The organism is Caballeronia sp. 11_S32, assembly GCF_056930355.1.
The window spans coordinates 885,531-902,961 of the sequence record NZ_JBXOWH010000004.1 but is presented as its reverse complement, the minus strand read 5'-3'; the positions used below and the strand labels follow the sequence as shown (position 1 = coordinate 902,961).

The window sequence follows — 17,431 nt, the reverse complement described above, 5'->3', positions numbered from 1 at the left end:
CCATTTCGACTGACTATGGTGCGTCGGCCCACAAAATCCGAACGGGTCGGCACGCGGCGCATTTTTCGTCGATGCACGCAAGCGTTTGCGCGTCATCGGTTATACGAAGCATCGTTCGCGTCGGTCGATGCGGCATCCATGTGTTACCTTTGCGAGCCACAGCAACGCAACGAGGAGAAGCGAAACATGAAAGTCGCCGTCATGGGTGCGGGCGCGGTCGGTTGTTACTACGGAGGCATGCTCGCGCGCGCGGGTCACGAGGTCGTTCTGATCGCGCGGCCGCAGCATGTGGAAGCGATCGAACGCGACGGCCTGCGTCTCGACACCCAGCATTTCGACGAGCGCGTGCGCGTGTCCGCCAGCACCGATGCAAGCGCTGTGAAGGGCGCGCAACTCGTGCTCTTCTGCGTGAAATCCACCGATACCGACAGCGCGGCCCACGCGCTCGCGCCATATCTCGAACCCGACACGCTGGTCCTCTCGCTGCAGAACGGCGTGGAGAATGCCGAGCGTCTGCGCGAGCTCTTGCCGCAGGAAGCGGCGGCCGCGGTCGTGTATGTCGCGGCCGAGATGGCGGGGGCGGGACACGTGAAGCATAACGGGCGTGGCGAGCTCGTGATCGAGCCGTCGACGCAGAGCGAGAACGTCGCGCGCGAGCTCGCCGCTGCCGGCGTGCCGACCGAGATATCCGACAACGTGCGCGGCGCGCTATGGGCGAAGCTCGTGCTGAATTGCGCTTACAACGCGTTGTCCGCCATCACGCAACTGCCGTATGGGAAGCTCGTGCAGGGCGAGGGCATCACGCGGGCGATGCGCGATGTCGTCGACGAATGCCTCGCGGTCGCCAAGGCCGACAACGTGACGATTCCCGGCGATGTCGATGCCGCCGTGCGCCGCATCGCGGAGACGATGCCGAACCAGTACTCGTCCACGGCGCAGGACCTCGCGCGCGGCAAGACGAGCGAGATCGATCACCTGAACGGACTGATCGTGCGGCGCGGCGAAGCGCTTGGCGTGCCGACGCCCGCGAACCGCGTGCTGCACGCGCTCGTGAAGGCGATCGAGAACAAGGCTTCGTAGCACGCGCATGCAGTGGTGAACCGGGCGCGGTCGGGCACGCGCGATGCTGATTTATGGAGCGCGCACAGAAAACACTGTGCGTAGCCCAACAAACCGGAGGTTCACCATGAAATCGTTCGTCAAGGCCGTGGCCATCGCCGCTGTAGTGGTGGCGCCGGCGCTCTCATATGCGCAAGCCGATTCGTCGCTCACGCGTGGTCAGGTGAAAGAGGATCTGCGGCAGGTCGAAGCGGCGGGCTATGATCCGTCGCGCTCGGACCAGACATCGTATCCGTCGGATATCCAGTCCGCCGAAGGCCGTGCGTCGCGCCAGAACGGCCAGGCCGATAACGCCTACAACGCCGACATGAACTCATACGGCGGCGCTGCCGGCGGCACGTCGGCCAAGGGCATGCGCATGACGCGGCCGATGAACGACGACGGCACCAAGCCGGTCTATTTCGGCCGCTGACGCCGCAGGGCCGGGTTGAGTTCTGCGCGCGATGCGCAACGGCGCTACCATCGTTTTTTTCGCTCGTTGCGCAGGAAGACACTCATGGATAAAGCCGTCAGGATTCCCGGCCCCGATCATCCGATCACGATTGCGCGCAGTCCCTCGCGCGTGATCGTGAAAGCAGGCGGGCACGTGATCGCCGATACGACCGAAGCGCTGTCGTTGCGCGAGGCATCGTATCCCGAAGTGTTGTATGTGCCGCGCAAGGACGTGGACATGTCGCGGCTCGAACGCACGTCGCACAGCACATATTGCCCTTACAAGGGCGAATGCAGCTATTACAGCATCCCTGCGGGCGGACAGAAGGCGACCAACGCGGTGTGGTCCTATGAGGCGCCATACGAAGCTGTCGGGTCTATAAAAGATCATCTGGCGTTCTATCGCGATCGGGTGGACTCGTTCGAGACCACCGAGGCGTGACGCTCAATCGAGAAGCGATCTGGCGCGCTGCTTCAGTATCGCGCTGAAATCGTCGAGCCAGCCGAGCGTGAGACGCCAGCTCTGCCAGTAGAGATCGACGTCGAACCGCGAACCCGGCTGCACTTCCACGAGCTCGCCGCTTTCGAGCTGCCGCGCGACGAGTCCTTGCGGACACATACCCCATGCGAGACCGGACGTGCACGCGCGCAGGAAACCTTCGCCATGCGGCACGATATGCGCGGGCGGCTCGATATCCGCACGGCTCACGCGCCTGATGAAGCGCTTCTGCAACTCGTCCTTCTCGTTGAAATTCACGCACGGCGCGCGGCGCAGCGCGTCCCGCGTGAGGCCGTCTGCGAAATGACGCGCGAAGTACGCGGGTGAGCACACCGCGCGATAGCGCATGCGCCCGAGCTTCATCGAGCGCCAGCCGGGAACGGGCTCGGCTAGCGTGGTGATCGCGCCTTGCACGTCGCCTTCGCGGATGCGCTGCGCGGTGTGGTCCTGATCGTCGACGACGAGATCGAGCAGCAATTCGCGCTCGATGCAGAAATCCGCGGTGGCATCGATGAACCAGGTGCTCATGCTGTCGTCGTTCACCGCGATGCGCAGCTTTGCGCGGCGCTCGCCCGGCGTGCCCGGCAAGGCCGGCATGCGCCCGCCGAGTTCCGCTTCGAGCAATTGCACGCGTTCGGTGTGGCGGCACAGGAGCGCGCCCGATGCCGTCGCCTCGCACGGCTGGCCGCGCTTGACGAGCAGGCTTCCCACGCGTTCCTCCAGAAGCTTCACGCGTTGCGACACGGCCGATGGCGTGACGTTCAGCTCCCGCGCGGCGCGTTCGAAGGAACCGGTGCGCACGACAGCGGCGAGCGCATCGAGCAGGGCGTAGTCGAGCATTAGCGTTCCTTAATCGAAATTAGAAAGTTTAGCTGTCTTAATGCGCAGGCCACGTGCAGACTAAGCCTTTCTTCTTTCACGATCAAGCGACGCCATGCAACCGAATCCCTTCAAGCTCGAACGCTACTTTGCGGGGCACGAATTCACCGCCCGGCATCTGCTGTGCAGCTCCGACCCCGAATCGATGTCGATCGGCGAATTGCTCGCCCACGAGCCGAACGCGTTCGACGGATTGCGCGAGACCTGGCTCGGCTACACGGAATATCCCGGCGCGAGCGCGCTGCGTCGCGAGCTCGTGAAGTTGTACGAGAACATTCGCGATGATGAAATCATCGTGCACACGGGCGCGCAGGAGGCGATCTATTCGTTCATGAACACGATGCTCGCGCCGGGCGATCACGTGATCGTGCATATGCCCGGCTATCAGTCGCATTACTCGGTGGCCGAGGCGCTCGGCGTCGGCGTATCGCCGTGGAAGGCGCGCGAGGAAGCGGGCTGGGCGCCCGATCCCGACGAACTGGAAACGCTGGTCACGCCCGCGACGCGTGCGCTCGTGATCTGCGCACCGCATAACCCGACCGGTTATCTGCCGTCGCGCGATGTGTTCGACGTGATCGTCGCGTTCGCGCGGAGGCACGGACTATGGCTCTTCAGCGACGAGGTGTACCGCGGGCTGGAGCACGATCCCGCCAATCGCCTGCCCGCCGCCTGCGACGTGTACGAACGCGCGATCTCGCTCGGCGCGCTTTCGAAGACGCACGGGCTCGCGGGTCTGCGCCTCGGCTGGATTGCGACGAAGAGCGCGCATGTGCTCGAGCGCATGAGCACATTCAAGGACTATCTCACCATCAGCAATAGCGCGCCGAGCGAATATCTTTCGACGATCGCGGTGCGGCACAGCGATGCGCTCATCGAACGCAATGTGTCGATCGTGCGCGCGAATCTAAGCCTGCTCGATGACTTCTTCGCGCGTCATGAGGACCGCTTCGAATGGCATCGTCCGCGCGCGGGCACGATCGGCTTCGTGCGGTTGAAGTGCGGGCACGCGAAGCAGTTCTGCGCCGAACTGCTCGAACGCACCGGCGTCTTGCTGCTGCCTTCGACGCTGATCGATCACGGCGACGCGCACTTTCGTCTCGGCTTCGGCAGACGCAACATGCCCGACGCGCTCGCGATCCTCGATGCCTATTTGGACGCGACCGCCACGAGCACCGCATCCTGACGGTACGCATCCGGAAACATGTGCTTGAGATTCGCCACCTTGGGCAGATCGTTGATCGCGATATACGGGCTTTCCGGATGCTCCGTCAAATAGTTCTGGTGATAGCCCTCCGCCGGATAAAAGCCCTTGTAGTCCTCGATCTTCGTGACGATCTTGCCGCCATACACGTGAGCCTTGTCGAGCTGCGCGATATACGCGTCGGCGATATCGCGCTGCGCCGCGTTCGTCGGAAACACGGCCGAGCGGTATTGCGTGCCATGATCCGGGCCCTGACGGTTCAGCTCGGTCGGATTGTGCGCGACCGAGAAGAAGATCTGCAGTAGCTTGCCGTAGGTGACTTGCGCCGGATCGTAGGTGATGCGGACCGATTCGGCGTGACCGGTGTCGCCTTCGCTCACGCGATCGTATTGCGCGGTGCTCGCAGCGCCGCCCGCATAGCCCGACATCGCTTCCTTCACGCCGCGCACGTGCTGAAACACGCCTTGCACGCCCCAGAAGCAACCGCCCGCGAACACGGCGGTTTCGGTGTGCACGGCGCCCGCGGTTTCATCGCGTGCGGGCGGCGGGATCTTCACCGCTTCCTCGCTCGAATGCGCGGCGCGCTGCAACGCGAACACGCCTGCGAACAGCACGGCCACGCTCGCGACCTTGAAAGTCATGCTGATGGTTTTGGACATATCTGCTTGCTCCGTAAGTCTCGTTCAACCGAACGTAAATGCGTACGCTTGAACACCGGGATCGAGAAATTCGATCGTGAAAGTGCGGTCCGCGACAGGACCCGTTTGCCGAACGAGCTGATAGAGGCGCTCTTCGGTCACGGTGCCGCTTCCGTCGGCCTGCACGTCGCTGCCGTGCGATGCGCCCGGCGCAGCGCCATCGATGCTCACGCGAAAGCGCACAGGCTTGCCGTCCTTCGAGGGCCCGAGCACGAGATGCAGATCGCGCGCGTGAAAGCGATACACGATGCGGCCCGTTGCGCCTTCGAGCGTCGCATGCTCGGCGCCGACTTTCCACGCGCCCGCGAGACCCCAGTCGTTGACGTCGAGCGACTTCGGCGCGGCATAGTCGTGGATGCGGTCGCGCGTTTCCCCGCCGGGCGACATGAACTGTTCCGCGCGCTCATAGCCGATATACGTTTCCGGCGAACGCATGTCCGCGTTATCGGCCTGCATCATCGCGCCTTCGCCGATGCGCTCGCCGGCGCTCTTCTCGGTCATCGTCATGGCGGGCGCCGCGCCGTGGCCCGCTTCGGCGAGCAATTGCTGAATGACGTGCTCGGAGTGCGCGTAATCGCCTTCGCCGAAGTGGTGATAGCGGATGTTGCCCTGCGCGTCGATGAAATAGTGCGCCGGCCAGTACTGATTATTCAGCGCGCGCCAGATCGCATAGTTGTTGTCGATTGCGACGGGATAGTCGATGCCGAGATCGTGAACGGCCTGCTTCACGTTGTCGACGTTGCGCTCGAAGGCGAACTCCGGAGCATGCACGCCGATCACGACGAGCCCCTGATCCCGATACTTCTGCGCCCAGTTCTTGAGATAGGGCAGCGTGCGCAGACAGTTGATGCATGAATACGTCCAGATATCGACGAGCACGACCTTGCCGCGCAGCGCTTCCTTCGTGAGCGGCGGCGAGTTGAGCCATTGCACGGCGCCGTCGAGCGGCGGCAGCGTGCCTTCCACGGGCAGCGGCGCGGGGTTCGCGGATTTCGGCGGTTCGGTGCTTGCGCGCATCATGGACGGTGCGTCATTGCTCTTATTTGCCGACATCATCATCGCGCCACTGCTATTCGAAAGCTTGTCGACGAGCTGCTGCTCGATGCCCGAGGTCGCCACAGTCGAAACGCGGGCGAGCACGCCGGTGTCGAGCCCGAGCGCGATCGCAACGACGCCGACGAGCATGGCCGCGCCGATGCCGCGCCGCACCCATTCACCCGCGCCGAGCGAGCGCTTCATCGCGGCGAACACGCGTCCGCCGATCAGCAAAGCCACCGCGAGCGACGTCGCCGCGCCGGCCGCATAGGCGAGCAGCAGCAGCGTGGTGCCGGCGCTCGCGCCGTTGAGCGCCGCGCCCGTCAGCACGAGGCCGAGGATCGGGCCCGCGCAAGGCGCCCACAAGAGGCCCGTCGCGATGCCGAGCAGGAACGATCCGCCGAGGCGGGGTTGCCCATCGCCGCGTTGCGCGAATGCCGTGAGCCGATTGCCCGCGCTGACGAGCGGATGCATCACGCGATCGGCGAAGCGCGGCAAGAGCAGCGTGAGACCGAACACCGCGAGCAGGACGATCGCAGCCCAGCGGCCGTATTGATTCGCCTGCGTGACCCAGCCGCCGCCGACAGCAGCGAGTGTCGCCACGGCCGCGAAAGTCAGGCCCATGCCCGCCAGCAAGGGCAGGCCGCTTTTCACGAAGGGCTGATCCGCGCGCGAGAACACGAACGGGAGCACGGGCAGGATGCACGGACTGAGGATCGTCAGCGCGCCGCCGAGGTAAGCAAGAACGATGAGCAGCATGATGAGGTCGGGTCGAGGTTGATCGTCGTATGAACGCGGTTCAGGCCGCGTCCGGCGTGAAATTCATCGCGACGCCGTTCATGCAATAGCGCAGGCCGGTGGGCTTCGGACCGTCGTCGAAGACGTGTCCCAGATGACCGCCGCAGCGCCGGCAGTGCACTTCGGTGCGCGCCATGCCGAACGAACTGTCGATGCGCGTCGCGACCGCGTGATCGAGCGGCGCCCAGAAGCTCGGCCAGCCTGTGTGACTGTCGAACTTGGTGCGCGACGAGAACAACGCCAGCTTGCAGCCCGCGCAACTGAACGTGCCCGAGCGATGCTCGCCGTTCAGCGGGCTCGTGTAAGGTCGCTCGGTGCCTTCGCGGCGCAGCACGTCGTACTGCGCCGGCGTCAGCAGGCGGCGCCATTCGTCATCGGGATGGACGACGTCGAACTGCTCCTGCGACGATGCCCCCGGCTGTGCGCCGGCCGCGAGCGCGCGCAGGCGGCCGCCCAGTGCGAACGCGGCGGCGGCGGCCGCGGTGCCCGTCAGGAGAAAACGGCGGCGTGTCGGCATGATGCGAACCTCGTTATCGAGTGGATTAGCCGCATCGTAGGCGCGCGTGTATCCCCGAGTCCTCACCGAAAGTTAAATTAAATGTGATACTTGGCCGCGCGCTTTTCTGCACAATGGCACATACGCGCGTGTTTTGTTCTGCGGATGGCGCGCGCATCGTTCCCTGTCCGCCGATGACATTCGCTCATGGATCATCCGAAACGCATTCTGATCGTCGAAGACGACGTGCATATCGCCGATGTGCTGAGTCTCAATCTGCGCGACGAGCGCTATGAAGTCGTGCATAGCGCCGACGGCGCCGAAGGTCTGCGTCTGCTCGAACAGGGCGGCTGGGATGCGCTGATTCTGGATCTGATGCTGCCGGGGGTGGACGGCCTCGAAATCTGCCGCCGCGCGCGGGCGATGACGCGCTATACGCCCATCATCATCACGAGCGCGCGTTCGAGCGAGGTGCATCGCATTCTCGGTCTCGAGCTCGGCGCGGACGACTATCTCGCGAAGCCGTTCTCGGTGCTTGAGCTCGTCGCGCGGGTGAAGGCGCTGTTGCGCCGTGTCGATGCGGTCGCGAAAGATTCGCGGCTCGACGCGGGGCGCATCGAAGTAGCGGGCATCGCGATGGATCCGCTCGCGCGCGAAGCATGGGTGGATGGCGCGCGCATCGAGCTCACGCCGCGCGAATTCGATCTGCTCTATCACTTCGCGCGTCATCCGGGCAAGGTGTTCTCGCGCATGGACCTGCTCAACGCGGTGTGGGGCTATCGGCATGAAGGCTACGAGCACACCGTGAACACGCATATCAACCGGCTGCGCGCGAAAGTGGAGAAGGACGCGGCTGACCCGAAGCGCATCCTCACCGTGTGGGGCCACGGCTACAAGCTCGCGGCCCAGGCGCCTGAAGGCAAGGATTCGGCGCCGTGAAGCTCACGCTGTCGCAACGGCTCTTCGCGGTGTTTTGCGTGCTGCTGCTCGCTTGTTGCGGCGCGTCGGCGTGGTTGCAGATCCGCGCGAGCGATCTGCGCGAGAAGGAAGTCATTCAGAGCCTGTCGCGCGGGCTCGCGGCGCATATCGCGCGTGATGGCGCGCTCGCCGATGCGAACGATATCGACGCCCCCGCCGTGCGCCGTCTCTTCAGTCAGTTGATGGTGGTGAATCCGAGCGTCGAGGTGTATCTGCTCGACGCCACGGGCCGCATCCGCGCCGACGATGCGCCGCCCGGGCACCTGAAACGCGATCACGTCGATCTCGCACCGGTGCGCGCGTTCCTGAACGGCGATCCCTTGCCGATTCCGGGCGACGATCCGCGCGGCGTCGACACACGCAAGGTCTTCAGCGCCGCGCCGCTCGCCGCGCCGGGCAAGCCGCCGTTCGGCTACGTCTATGTCGTGCTGCTCGGCGAGGAGCACGATGCGCTCGCGGCGAAGGCATCGGCGAGCACGGTGTTGCGCACCACGCTCGCGTCGATGGGGCTCGTCACGCTGCTCGGCCTCGTCGCGGGCGTGGTCGCATTCGGGCTCGTCACGCGGCCGCTGCGCCGTCTGACCGAAGCGATGCGCAAGTTCGACGCACGCGGCGCGCCCACGGAACCGCCATTGCCATCGATGCACCGCACCGATGGCGCCGATGCCCGCGCCGAAGAGCGCGATGAAATCGTCGTGCTCGAGACTGCGTTTGCGCAGATGGCGGAGCGCATCGGCGAGCAATGGCGCGAGCTCGGCCGGCAGGATCGCGAGCGGCGCGAGATGGTCGCCAATATCTCGCACGATCTGCGCACGCCGCTGTCGTCGCTGCATGGCTATCTGGAGACGCTTGCGCTCAAGTCGGACACGCTCGGCGATGCGGACCGCCGCCGCTATCTGTCGATCGCGCTCGCGCAGAGCGCGAAGGTCGGCCGTCTCGCGCAGTCGCTGTTCGAGCTTGCGAAGCTGGAACACGGCATGGTCGCGCCGGAAGCCGAGCCATTCTCGTTGGCCGATCTCGTGCAGGATGTCTTCGAGAAATTCGAGTTGCCGGCGCAATCGCGAGGCGTGCGACTCAGCGCGCGGATCGCGCCTCGCCTGGCCGTCGTGACGGCGGACCTGGGCATGATCGAGCGCGTGCTCACGAACCTGCTCGACAACGCGATCCGGCATACGCCCGCGCAAGGCCTCGTGGAAGTGACGCTCGCGAATGCGGGCGGGCATGCCGACAGAGTCGAGGTCACCGTCAGCGACACGGGACCGGGCATTCCGCCCGCGATGCGCGATGCGCTCTTTCAGCGGCCGTTCGCATCGGGTGGCGCGCATCGGGGAGGGCTGGGCTTGCTGATCGTGCAGCGCATGCTGCAGTTGCATGGCAGCCAGATCCGGCTTATCGATGGCAACGGCGTGGGCACCACGTTTTGGTTCGATCTGCCGGCTGCCATGGCGCGCTCGGGCGATGTGGGGCGCGGAGCTTAGGCGCCCGGGTCGATTTTCTGAACCCCCTAGGTTTTTTCGGGTCGCTGCCTGAGCGCGTCGCCGGTTGCCTCAATGCTGGCGGAATCGACGGACCGTGGCTGACGAATTGCCGGTGTGGTCTTGCGTGTACGTGTTGCTTGCCAGATGGGCTTAAGCCACGCAGGCCTTGTCGTAGAGCGGCTTGGGTTCTCGAGTCGCCAGGACTATCGATCGAGCAGGCTCACGACGCGGGGATGCCATTTTATGGCGATTCGCCCCAACACCTGACGGGCGACTAGCTTGCTGCCACATGCGCTGAACAGACAGCGTGGCTTATCACGTCAGCAATACGACCGCGGGCATTTTTTATTGCCTTTGCGCAATTACATGGCCGCCTCTGTTGAGTCCTGATGATGCACTCCAACGAAAACCAACACGTTTCTCGACTTCATAATTTTATAAATCGCGATGGCTTTTTTCGTCGCGTCAGTTCTCCAACTGTTTGTTTGCTTATTGGCATTTTAAATTCTCAACTGATTGCTAAAAGCACGAATTAAATATTTTGATTGCGATTGAGCAGCTAAAGGTATTCGGTTTTCGATAGATCAGCCTTGCAACCATCGGGTAATCGAGCGTTGTCGCCTCGATTTTCAGAATTCATCAATTGAAAGTTTTCAAAGAAAAACCAAAAATTGGGCGGCAATTTGTGCTGCATCAATTCTCGGTCGGGATAGCCCGCTCTTTCTTAGATCCGGCAATACCAAACACGGTGTTGGGTTGGTGCTCTCTGGCAGTTATTTAAGCCCGGGTTTGCATCGTTTCTTTGACATCGGAACAGGTACGTTCTCCGCGACAAACTGTTTGTCTCTGCAGACGAGCAGGCGTCTCACGCCGTGATATTGAATTTTGAGAATTGAATTTTTGAGGCTTTTTTGTGAATAGAACGCATAAGGTGGTTTGGAGTCAGGCGCAGGGAGAATGGGTCGTTGTGTCTGAAAATACCCGGACAAGGGGGAAGGGCACGCGGCAGTCGGTGGTGGCGGTTGGTGCTGCTGTGGCGGCGTTGGGGGCCGGGGGGGCACAGGCGGCAGGCATCGGCGATACCTTTTCTGTCGGTCTAGTAGGGCCTTCGGGTTACCCGATCAAGTGCATTGCTCAGAACGGTGCGGCCAATCTAGTAACGGACTCCACGTCCTGTTACAACGATGTCTTTGGGGCGGGTGTCGTTGCGTACAACTCTGATGGCAGTGTAGGCGCGTATGCCTTAGCGACCGGTCCGGACACGCTCAACTTCGGTGCGGGAGGGGCCGAGCGCTTCAAGGTCACATCGGCTGGGATCGTGATGTCCCCAAACTCGACGCTTGACATGGGCGGCAACAACAAGATCATCAATCTTCAGAAGGGTGCGGTTACCCTTAGCAGCAAGGAAGGGATCAACGGCAACCAGTTGTACAACACGCTCTCAACCACGGCGTCAGCGTTGGGCGGCGGAGCTCACCTCGATCCGGCGACATCGGGGATCACGATGCCCCAGTATCAGGTAAATGGCATCCCGGTCAATAACGTAGGTGACGCAGTGAGCAGCCTGGACAGCGGCCTGAGCACAGTAACGTCCAATGTTAGTTCGCTGTCGACGGGTCTGAGCACGGTGACGTCCGGCGTGGGTTCGCTGTCGACGGGGCTGAGCACGGTCACCTCAGACGTGGGTTCGCTGTCGACCGGTCTCAGCACGGTGACGTCTGATGTGGGTTCGCTGTCGACGGGTCTCAGCACGGTAACGTCCGATGTGGGCTCGCTGTCGACGGGCGTGAGTACGGTGACGTCGGGCCTCGCTTCGCTGTCGACCTCGACCTCGACGAGCTTGAGCACGGTGACCTCGGGCGTCAATTCACTCTCGACCGGCCTGAGCACGGTGACGTCCGATGTAGGTTCGCTCTCGACGGGACTTAGCACGGTGACGTCCGATGTAGGTTCGCTCTCGACGGGACTTAGCACGGTGACGTCCGATGTAGGTTCGCTCTCGACGGGACTTAGCACGGTGACGTCCGATGTAGGTTCGCTCTCGACGGGACTTAGTACGGTGACGTCCGATGTAGGTTCGCTCTCGACGGGACTTAGTACGGTGACGTCGGACGTGGGTTCGCTGTCGACGGGTCTCAGCACGGTAACGTCCGATGTGGGCTCGCTGTCGACCGGTCTTAGCACGGTAACGTCCGACGTGGGTTCGCTGTCGACGGGCGTGAGTACGGTGACATCGGGCCTCGCTTCGCTGTCGACCTCGACCTCGACGAGCTTGAGCACGGTGACCTCGGGCGTCAATTCACTCTCGACCGGCCTGAGCACGGTGACGTCCGATGTAGGTTCGCTCTCGACGGGACTTAGCACGGTGACGTCCGATGTAGGTTCGCTCTCGACGGGACTTAGCACGGTGACGTCCGATGTAGGTTCGCTCTCGACGGGACTTAGCACGGTGACGTCCGATGTAGGTTCGCTCTCGACGGGACTTAGTACGGTGACGTCCGATGTAGGTTCGCTCTCGACGGGACTTAGTACGGTGACGTCGGACGTGGGTTCGCTGTCGACGGGTCTCAGCACGGTAACGTCCGATGTGGGCTCGCTGTCGACCGGTCTTAGCACGGTAACGTCCGACGTGGGTTCGCTGTCGACGGGCGTGAGTACGGTGACATCGGGTCTTGCTTCGCTGTCGACCTCGACCTCGACGAGCTTGAGCACGGTGACCTCGGGCGTCAATTCACTCTCGACCGGCCTGAGCACGGTGACGTCGGACGTGGGTTCGCTGTCGACCGGCTTGAGCACGGTGACCTCCGATGTAGGTTCGCTATCGACGGGGCTGAGCACGGTGACGTCGGGCCTTGACTCACTGTCGACTTCGACGTCGACCAGTTTGAGCACCGTTACATCGGGTCTTGCTTCGCTGTCGACCTCGACTTCGACGAGCTTGAGCACGGTGACCTCGGGCGTCAATTCACTGTCGACCGGCTTGAGCACGGTGACCTCCGATGTAGGTTCGCTATCGACGGGGCTGAGCACGGTGACGTCGGGCCTTGACTCACTGTCGACTTCGACGTCGACCAGTTTGAGCACCGTTACATCGGGCCTCGCTTCGCTGTCGACCTCGACCTCGACGAGCTTGAGCACGGTGACCTCGGGCGTCAATTCACTCTCGACCGGCCTGAGCACGGTGACGTCCGATGTAGGTTCGCTATCGACGGGACTTAGTACGGTGACGTCGGACGTGGGTTCACTGTCGACCGGCTTGAGCACGGTGACGTCCGATGTAGGCTCGCTCTCGACTGGCCTGAGCACGGTGACGTCGGGCCTTGACTCGCTGTCGACTTCGACGTCGACGAGCTTGAGCACGGTGACCTCGGGCGTCAATTCACTCTCGACCGGCCTGAGCACGGTGACCTCCGATGTAGGTTCGCTATCGACGGGACTTAGTACGGTGACGTCGGACGTGGGTTCACTGTCGACCGGCCTGAGCACGGTGACGTCGGACGTGGGTTCGCTCTCGACCGGCTTGAGCACGGTGACGTCGGACGTGGGTTCACTCTCGACCGGCTTGAGCACGGTGACGTCGGACGTGGGTTCACTCTCGACCGGCCTGAGCACGGTGACGTCCGATGTAGGTTCGCTCTCGACGGGTCTGAGCACGGTGACGTCGGACGTAGGTTCACTGTCGACCGGCCTGAGCACGGTGACGTCGGACGTGGGTTCGCTCTCGACTGGCCTGAGCACGGTGAGCTCCAACATCGCTTCCCTGTCGACGGGCATCGACACGCTATCGACATCGACCTCGACCGCCGTCGGCTCCCTATCGACGGGCGTCAGTTCGCTGTCGGTCGCGCTGAACAACACGGTTCAATACGACGATCCGGGTCACACGAGTGTGACGTTCGGCACGCTCGGAACGCCCGTGACGCTCAAGAACGTGGCGCCCGGCGCGGTGGACGAGAACAGTCTGGAAGCAGTGAACGGCTCGCAACTTCATGCAACCACGACGAGCGTCGCGGAGGCTTTGGGCGGCGGCGCATCCGTGGACGGTGAAGGCAAGATCGTCAAGCCGGCCTACACGTTCACGGACAACGACAACTCGACGTTCGACAACGTCGGCGATGCCCTCGCGAATCTCGATGGCCGCGTGACGCAGAACACCAACGACATCACCACCATCAACACGTCGTTGAGCACCATCTACAACACCGGCATCAAGTATTTCCACGCCAACTCGACCCTGACGGATTCGTCCCCGACGGGCGCGGAATCGGTGGCAATCGGCGGCGCAGCGGTGGCGTCGGCGGACAATTCCGTCGCGCTCGGCTCGAACTCGGTGGCGGATCAGGCGAACACGGTATCGGTCGGTGCGCCGAACGCGGAGCGCCGGATCACGAACGTCGCAGCAGGCATCGATTCGACGGACGCCGTCAATGTCTCGCAACTGACTTCGACGATCTCGACTAGCCTCGCGAACACGGTGACCTACGACGGCCCGACGCGCAGCAGGATCACGCTGCATGCCGAGGATCCCGCGGCCCAGGTGACGATCGACAACGTGGCCGCCGGCGCCGTGAACAAAGACAGTCACGAAGCAATCAACGGCTCGCAGCTCTTCGCGACCGCGGAAAGCACCGCGGACGCACTGGGCGGCGGCGCATCGGTGGACGCAGACGGCAAGGTCACCAAACCGACCTACACGTTCAAGGACGAATCGACGTACAACAACGTCGGCGACGCGCTCACGAATCTCGACGACCGCGTGACCCAGAACACGTCCGACATCGCCACGATCAACAACACGCTGGACAACATCAACAACGGCGGGGGCATCAAGTACTTCCACGCCAACTCGACGTTGAACGATTCGCTGGCGACCGGGACGGAATCCGTCGCGATCGGGGGCAACGCTCAGGCCACGGCGAACAACGCCATCGCGCTGGGTTCGAACTCGGTGGCGGACCGGGACAACAGCGTGTCGGTCGGTGCGAAGGGCGCGGAGCGTCAGATCACCAATGTCGCGGCCGGCAAGGAGGATACGGACGCAGTCAACGTGTCCCAGTTGAAGCAGGCCGGGCTCGTCAATGACGATGGCTCGTCGAAGACGGCCGTGACGTACGACACCAAGCCGGACGGCACCACCGACTACTCGAGCCTCACGCTCGGCGACGGCAGCGTCACCACGACGATCCACAACGTCGCGGAAGGCGCCAAAGGCACGGACGCAGTGAACTTGAAACAGATGAACGACGCGATCGCTCGCGTGACGAACATCGCCGAGAGTGGCGGCAATCCGATGTTCGCCGCACAAGGCAATCGCGACACCGAGGCCGCCAGCGCGACGGGGGCGCACGCCACCGCGATGGGCGCGAACGCGAGCGCGAGCGCCGACAACTCCGTGGCGCTGGGTGCGAATTCCGTGGCGGACCGCGTGAACACGGTGTCGGTCGGCTCGGCGGGCAACGAGCGTCAAATCACGAACGTGAAGGCAGGCGAGGCCCCCACCGACGCGGTGAACATGAGTCAGTTGAATCTGGCGGCGGCGCAGGCGCAAAGCTATACGGATTCGCGCATCGCCGGCGTGCAGAGCCAGATCAACGACGTGTCGAAAACGGCCTACGGCGGTATCGCCGCCGCGATGGCCGCTGCGGGATTGCCGCAGCCTACGGCTCCCGGCAGGACCATGGTGGCTATCGCGGGTGCGCGTTACGCGGGCGCCTCCGGTGCGGCAATCGGCATCTCGTACGTCACGCAGGACGACAAGTGGGTCGTGAAGGCATCGGGCAATACCAGCAGTTCCGGCAACGTCGGCTTCACCATCGGGGCTGGTCATCAGTGGTAATGCCGGAGTAATCGCCTGACGTAGCATCAGGGCGATCCGAAATCGGTCGACGCAGCGATTGCGTCGACCGATTTTTTTTGAGGCGCGCGTCCGGCCGCCGTGCCGCGGGTCCTCGCGGTAAAAATCTGCCTTACAATCGTTGACCACCCTGACAAGCACGTCCCGCGCGAACATGAACGAGCGTAAGTCATCCGGACTCGCCGACCGGATCTACAGCGACATCCTCAACAGCATCATCGAAGGCGAGTTCAAGGAGGGCGACCGGCTCCTCACCGAGCACGCACTCGCCGAACGCTTCGCGACCTCGCGCCCGACCGTGCGCGAGGCGCTGGCGCGGCTGCGCGCGGACGGCATCATCGTGACGCGGCGCGGCTCCGGGACGATCGTCGGACGCCGCCCCGATCCGGACGTGCGCCGCTTCGCGCCGCTCGAAACGCTGTCCGACATCCGCCGTTGCTACGAATTTCGCGTGGTCACGGAGTCCGGCGCGGCCGAGCTCGCCGCCATCAAGGCCGACGAAGAAGACATCCGCGCGATCCAGGACGCGTGGGACCGGCTCGAACGGGTCGTCGAAACGCAGCAGGGCATCGGCGCAAAGGACGATTTCGCGTTCCATCTCGCCGTCGCGCGGGCGTCGAAGAATCAGTTTTTCATTACCGTGCTGTCGTTCATCGAGGAACAGGTCGAGTTCAGCATGAACCTGTCGCGCAATCTCTCGTTCGTCAAGACAGTGGAACGCCAGCGGCTCGTGCAGCGCGAGCATCTCGACGTGCTCGAAGCGATCCGCGCGCGCGATCCCGCCCGCGCCGGAAAGGCGATGAGAGCGCATCTCGAGAATGCCGTTGACCGCATGTTCGGCAACTAGCAAGGTCTGCGGCAGTTGTCACACAACCTTGCCCGCAGCGTGCCTGGAATTTGCGGTTGAACCGAAGTTGTTTGACAACTTCGCTCTGAATCGCTAATTTCACCGGATCTCTCACCGCTCCAGCGAGGCGCCATGAACATCGATCCCATCGTAGTCAGCGAGTTCTCCGAAACCGTCATGGCCGTGCCGCCTCTGGCGCGGCGCGCGGACCATTCGCTCGATCCGGACGAAAACCGCAAGCTCATCGCTCATATCGAGGCGGGCGGCGTGCGCACCTTGCTTTATGGCGGCAACGCGAATCTGTATCACGTCGCCGTTAGCGAATATCGCGAGTTGCTTGACATGCTGGCCGAACTTGCTGGTCCGCGCACGCGCGTCATTCCGGCCATCGGCCCGGACTACGGCAAGATGCTCGATCAGTCGCGCATCCTCGCGCAGACGGACTATCGCACCGCGATGATTCTCCCGCTCGCGGGCTTCACGACATCGCAGGGCGTCGCCGATGGTCTCAGGCGCCTCGTCGATATCGCGGGCATGCCGTTCACCCTCTATATCAAGAGCGAGAGCTATATCGACGTCGACACGCTCGCCAAACTCGTCGACGCAGGCACGCTGCTCGCGGTGAAATATGCGATCGTCCGCGCCGATCCGGCCGACGACGGCTATCTGCGTCGCCTGCTCGAATGCGTGCCGGCATCGAAGGTCGTGTCGGGCATGGGCGAGCGTCCGGCGCTGATCCACACGCGCGATTTCGGTCTCGCCTCGTGGACGACCGGCTCGGGATGCATCGCGCCGCACGCGGTTTTGGCGCTTCTGCGCGCCGCGAAGGAAGGCCGCATGGATGAAGCGAAAGCGCTGTACGGCCACTTCCTTCCGCTCGAAACGCTGCGCGACGACATCTCCCTGATTCGCGTGCTGCACGATGCCGTGACGCTTTCCGGCATCGCCGACATGGGCCCGATCCTGCCGTTGCTGAGTGCGTCGCCCGAAGCTTCGCTGCCCGCCATCGCACGGGAAGCGCGCAGACTCCTCGCATTCGACGAATCCGTCGGCAAGCAATGACAGCCAACGAAAACTAGCGGGAAACCCGCGGTTAAACGCGGTTAAACGCGGTTAA

At 63.4% G+C, this 17,431-nt stretch carries 14 protein-coding genes and 1 pseudogene; 10 read left to right on the top strand and 5 right to left on the bottom strand.

Annotated features, from left to right (window positions below):
• The first annotated feature begins 186 nt into the window (after positions 1–186).
• The 3 genes from AC1Z32_RS30260 to AC1Z32_RS30250 all read left to right on the top strand — a co-directional run bounded on the left by AC1Z32_RS30260 (position 187) and on the right by AC1Z32_RS30250 (position 1,993).
• On the top strand, positions 187–1,080 hold the full coding sequence (locus AC1Z32_RS30260) for a ketopantoate reductase family protein (RefSeq protein WP_483482512.1): 894 nt from the start codon (positions 187–189) through the stop codon (positions 1,078–1,080).
• Between the two features lie 106 nt (positions 1,081–1,186).
• Positions 1,187–1,531 (top strand): DUF4148 domain-containing protein, encoded by a 345-nt coding sequence (locus AC1Z32_RS30255; RefSeq protein WP_483482511.1) that lies wholly within the window; start codon positions 1,187–1,189, stop codon positions 1,529–1,531.
• Positions 1,532–1,615: 84 nt separating this feature from the next.
• On the top strand, positions 1,616–1,993 hold the full coding sequence (locus tag AC1Z32_RS30250; RefSeq protein ID WP_483482510.1) for a DUF427 domain-containing protein: 378 nt from the start codon (positions 1,616–1,618) through the stop codon (positions 1,991–1,993).
• 3 nt (positions 1,994–1,996) lie between these two features.
• Here the strand turns inward: AC1Z32_RS30250 and AC1Z32_RS30245 are convergent, their stop codons facing one another.
• The gene (locus tag AC1Z32_RS30245; RefSeq protein ID WP_483482509.1) at positions 1,997–2,890 is read right to left on the bottom strand and encodes a LysR family transcriptional regulator ArgP; all 894 of its coding nucleotides are present in this window, start codon (positions 2,888–2,890) and stop codon (positions 1,997–1,999) included.
• A 94-nt stretch (positions 2,891–2,984) separates the two neighbouring features.
• On the opposite strand from AC1Z32_RS30245, the gene AC1Z32_RS30240 reads away from it, so the two are divergent.
• Positions 2,985–4,112 carry an aminotransferase class I/II-fold pyridoxal phosphate-dependent enzyme gene (locus AC1Z32_RS30240; RefSeq protein WP_483482508.1) on the top strand — a complete coding sequence of 376 codons (1,128 nt, stop codon included), beginning with the start codon at positions 2,985–2,987 and terminating at the stop codon, positions 4,110–4,112.
• Here AC1Z32_RS30240 and msrA read toward each other — a convergent pair.
• The 3 genes from msrA to msrB are packed head-to-tail and all read right to left on the bottom strand — an operon-like array spanning position 4,076 to position 7,178.
• Positions 4,076–4,789, bottom strand: coding sequence for a peptide-methionine (S)-S-oxide reductase MsrA (gene msrA / locus AC1Z32_RS30235; protein ID WP_483482507.1), 714 nt, complete (start codon positions 4,787–4,789; stop codon positions 4,076–4,078). The genes AC1Z32_RS30240 and msrA overlap by 37 nt on opposite strands.
• A gap of 24 nt (positions 4,790–4,813) precedes the next feature.
• Complete coding sequence (locus AC1Z32_RS30230; RefSeq protein ID WP_483482506.1) at positions 4,814–6,622, bottom strand: cytochrome c biogenesis protein DipZ; 1,809 nt, start codon at positions 6,620–6,622, stop codon at positions 4,814–4,816.
• A 40-nt stretch (positions 6,623–6,662) separates the two neighbouring features.
• Positions 6,663–7,178 carry a peptide-methionine (R)-S-oxide reductase MsrB gene (msrB, locus tag AC1Z32_RS30225; protein ID WP_483482505.1) on the bottom strand — a complete coding sequence of 172 codons (516 nt, stop codon included), beginning with the start codon at positions 7,176–7,178 and terminating at the stop codon, positions 6,663–6,665.
• A gap of 186 nt (positions 7,179–7,364) precedes the next feature.
• Here msrB and AC1Z32_RS30220 point away from each other — a divergent pair, with 186 nt between their 5' ends.
• The 3 genes and pseudogenes from AC1Z32_RS30220 to AC1Z32_RS30210 form a co-directional block, all read left to right on the top strand.
• Positions 7,365–8,096 carry a response regulator transcription factor gene (locus AC1Z32_RS30220; RefSeq protein WP_483482504.1) on the top strand — a complete coding sequence of 244 codons (732 nt, stop codon included), beginning with the start codon at positions 7,365–7,367 and terminating at the stop codon, positions 8,094–8,096.
• Positions 8,093–9,613 carry a sensor histidine kinase gene (locus AC1Z32_RS30215; protein ID WP_483482502.1) on the top strand — a complete coding sequence of 507 codons (1,521 nt, stop codon included), beginning with the start codon at positions 8,093–8,095 and terminating at the stop codon, positions 9,611–9,613. Before AC1Z32_RS30220 ends, AC1Z32_RS30215 begins: the two co-directional genes overlap by 4 nt.
• 913 nt (positions 9,614–10,526) lie before the next feature.
• Positions 10,527–10,658, top strand: a pseudogene (locus tag AC1Z32_RS30210) (ESPR domain-containing protein); the annotation flags it as partial.
• Positions 10,659–11,128: 470 nt separating this feature from the next.
• Here AC1Z32_RS30210 and AC1Z32_RS30205 read toward each other — a convergent pair.
• A complete protein-coding gene (locus tag AC1Z32_RS30205) occupies positions 11,129–13,387 on the bottom strand; it encodes a hypothetical protein (protein ID WP_483483390.1) in 2,259 nt (752 codons plus the stop codon).
• Here AC1Z32_RS30205 and AC1Z32_RS30200 point away from each other — a divergent pair.
• From AC1Z32_RS30200 to AC1Z32_RS30190, 3 genes are all read left to right on the top strand, one after another.
• Positions 13,353–15,449 carry a YadA family autotransporter adhesin gene (locus AC1Z32_RS30200; RefSeq protein ID WP_483483345.1) on the top strand — a complete coding sequence of 699 codons (2,097 nt, stop codon included), beginning with the start codon at positions 13,353–13,355 and terminating at the stop codon, positions 15,447–15,449. The two genes, AC1Z32_RS30205 and AC1Z32_RS30200, sit on opposite strands and share 35 nt — an antisense overlap.
• Positions 15,450–15,621: 172 nt before the next feature.
• The gene (locus AC1Z32_RS30195; RefSeq protein ID WP_483482501.1) at positions 15,622–16,314 is read left to right on the top strand and encodes a FadR/GntR family transcriptional regulator; all 693 of its coding nucleotides are present in this window, start codon (positions 15,622–15,624) and stop codon (positions 16,312–16,314) included.
• A gap of 132 nt (positions 16,315–16,446) precedes the next feature.
• Positions 16,447–17,376, top strand: a complete 930-nt coding sequence (locus AC1Z32_RS30190) for a dihydrodipicolinate synthase family protein (RefSeq protein WP_483482500.1) — start codon at positions 16,447–16,449, stop codon at positions 17,374–17,376.
• The last annotated feature ends 55 nt before the right edge of the window (positions 17,377–17,431 follow it).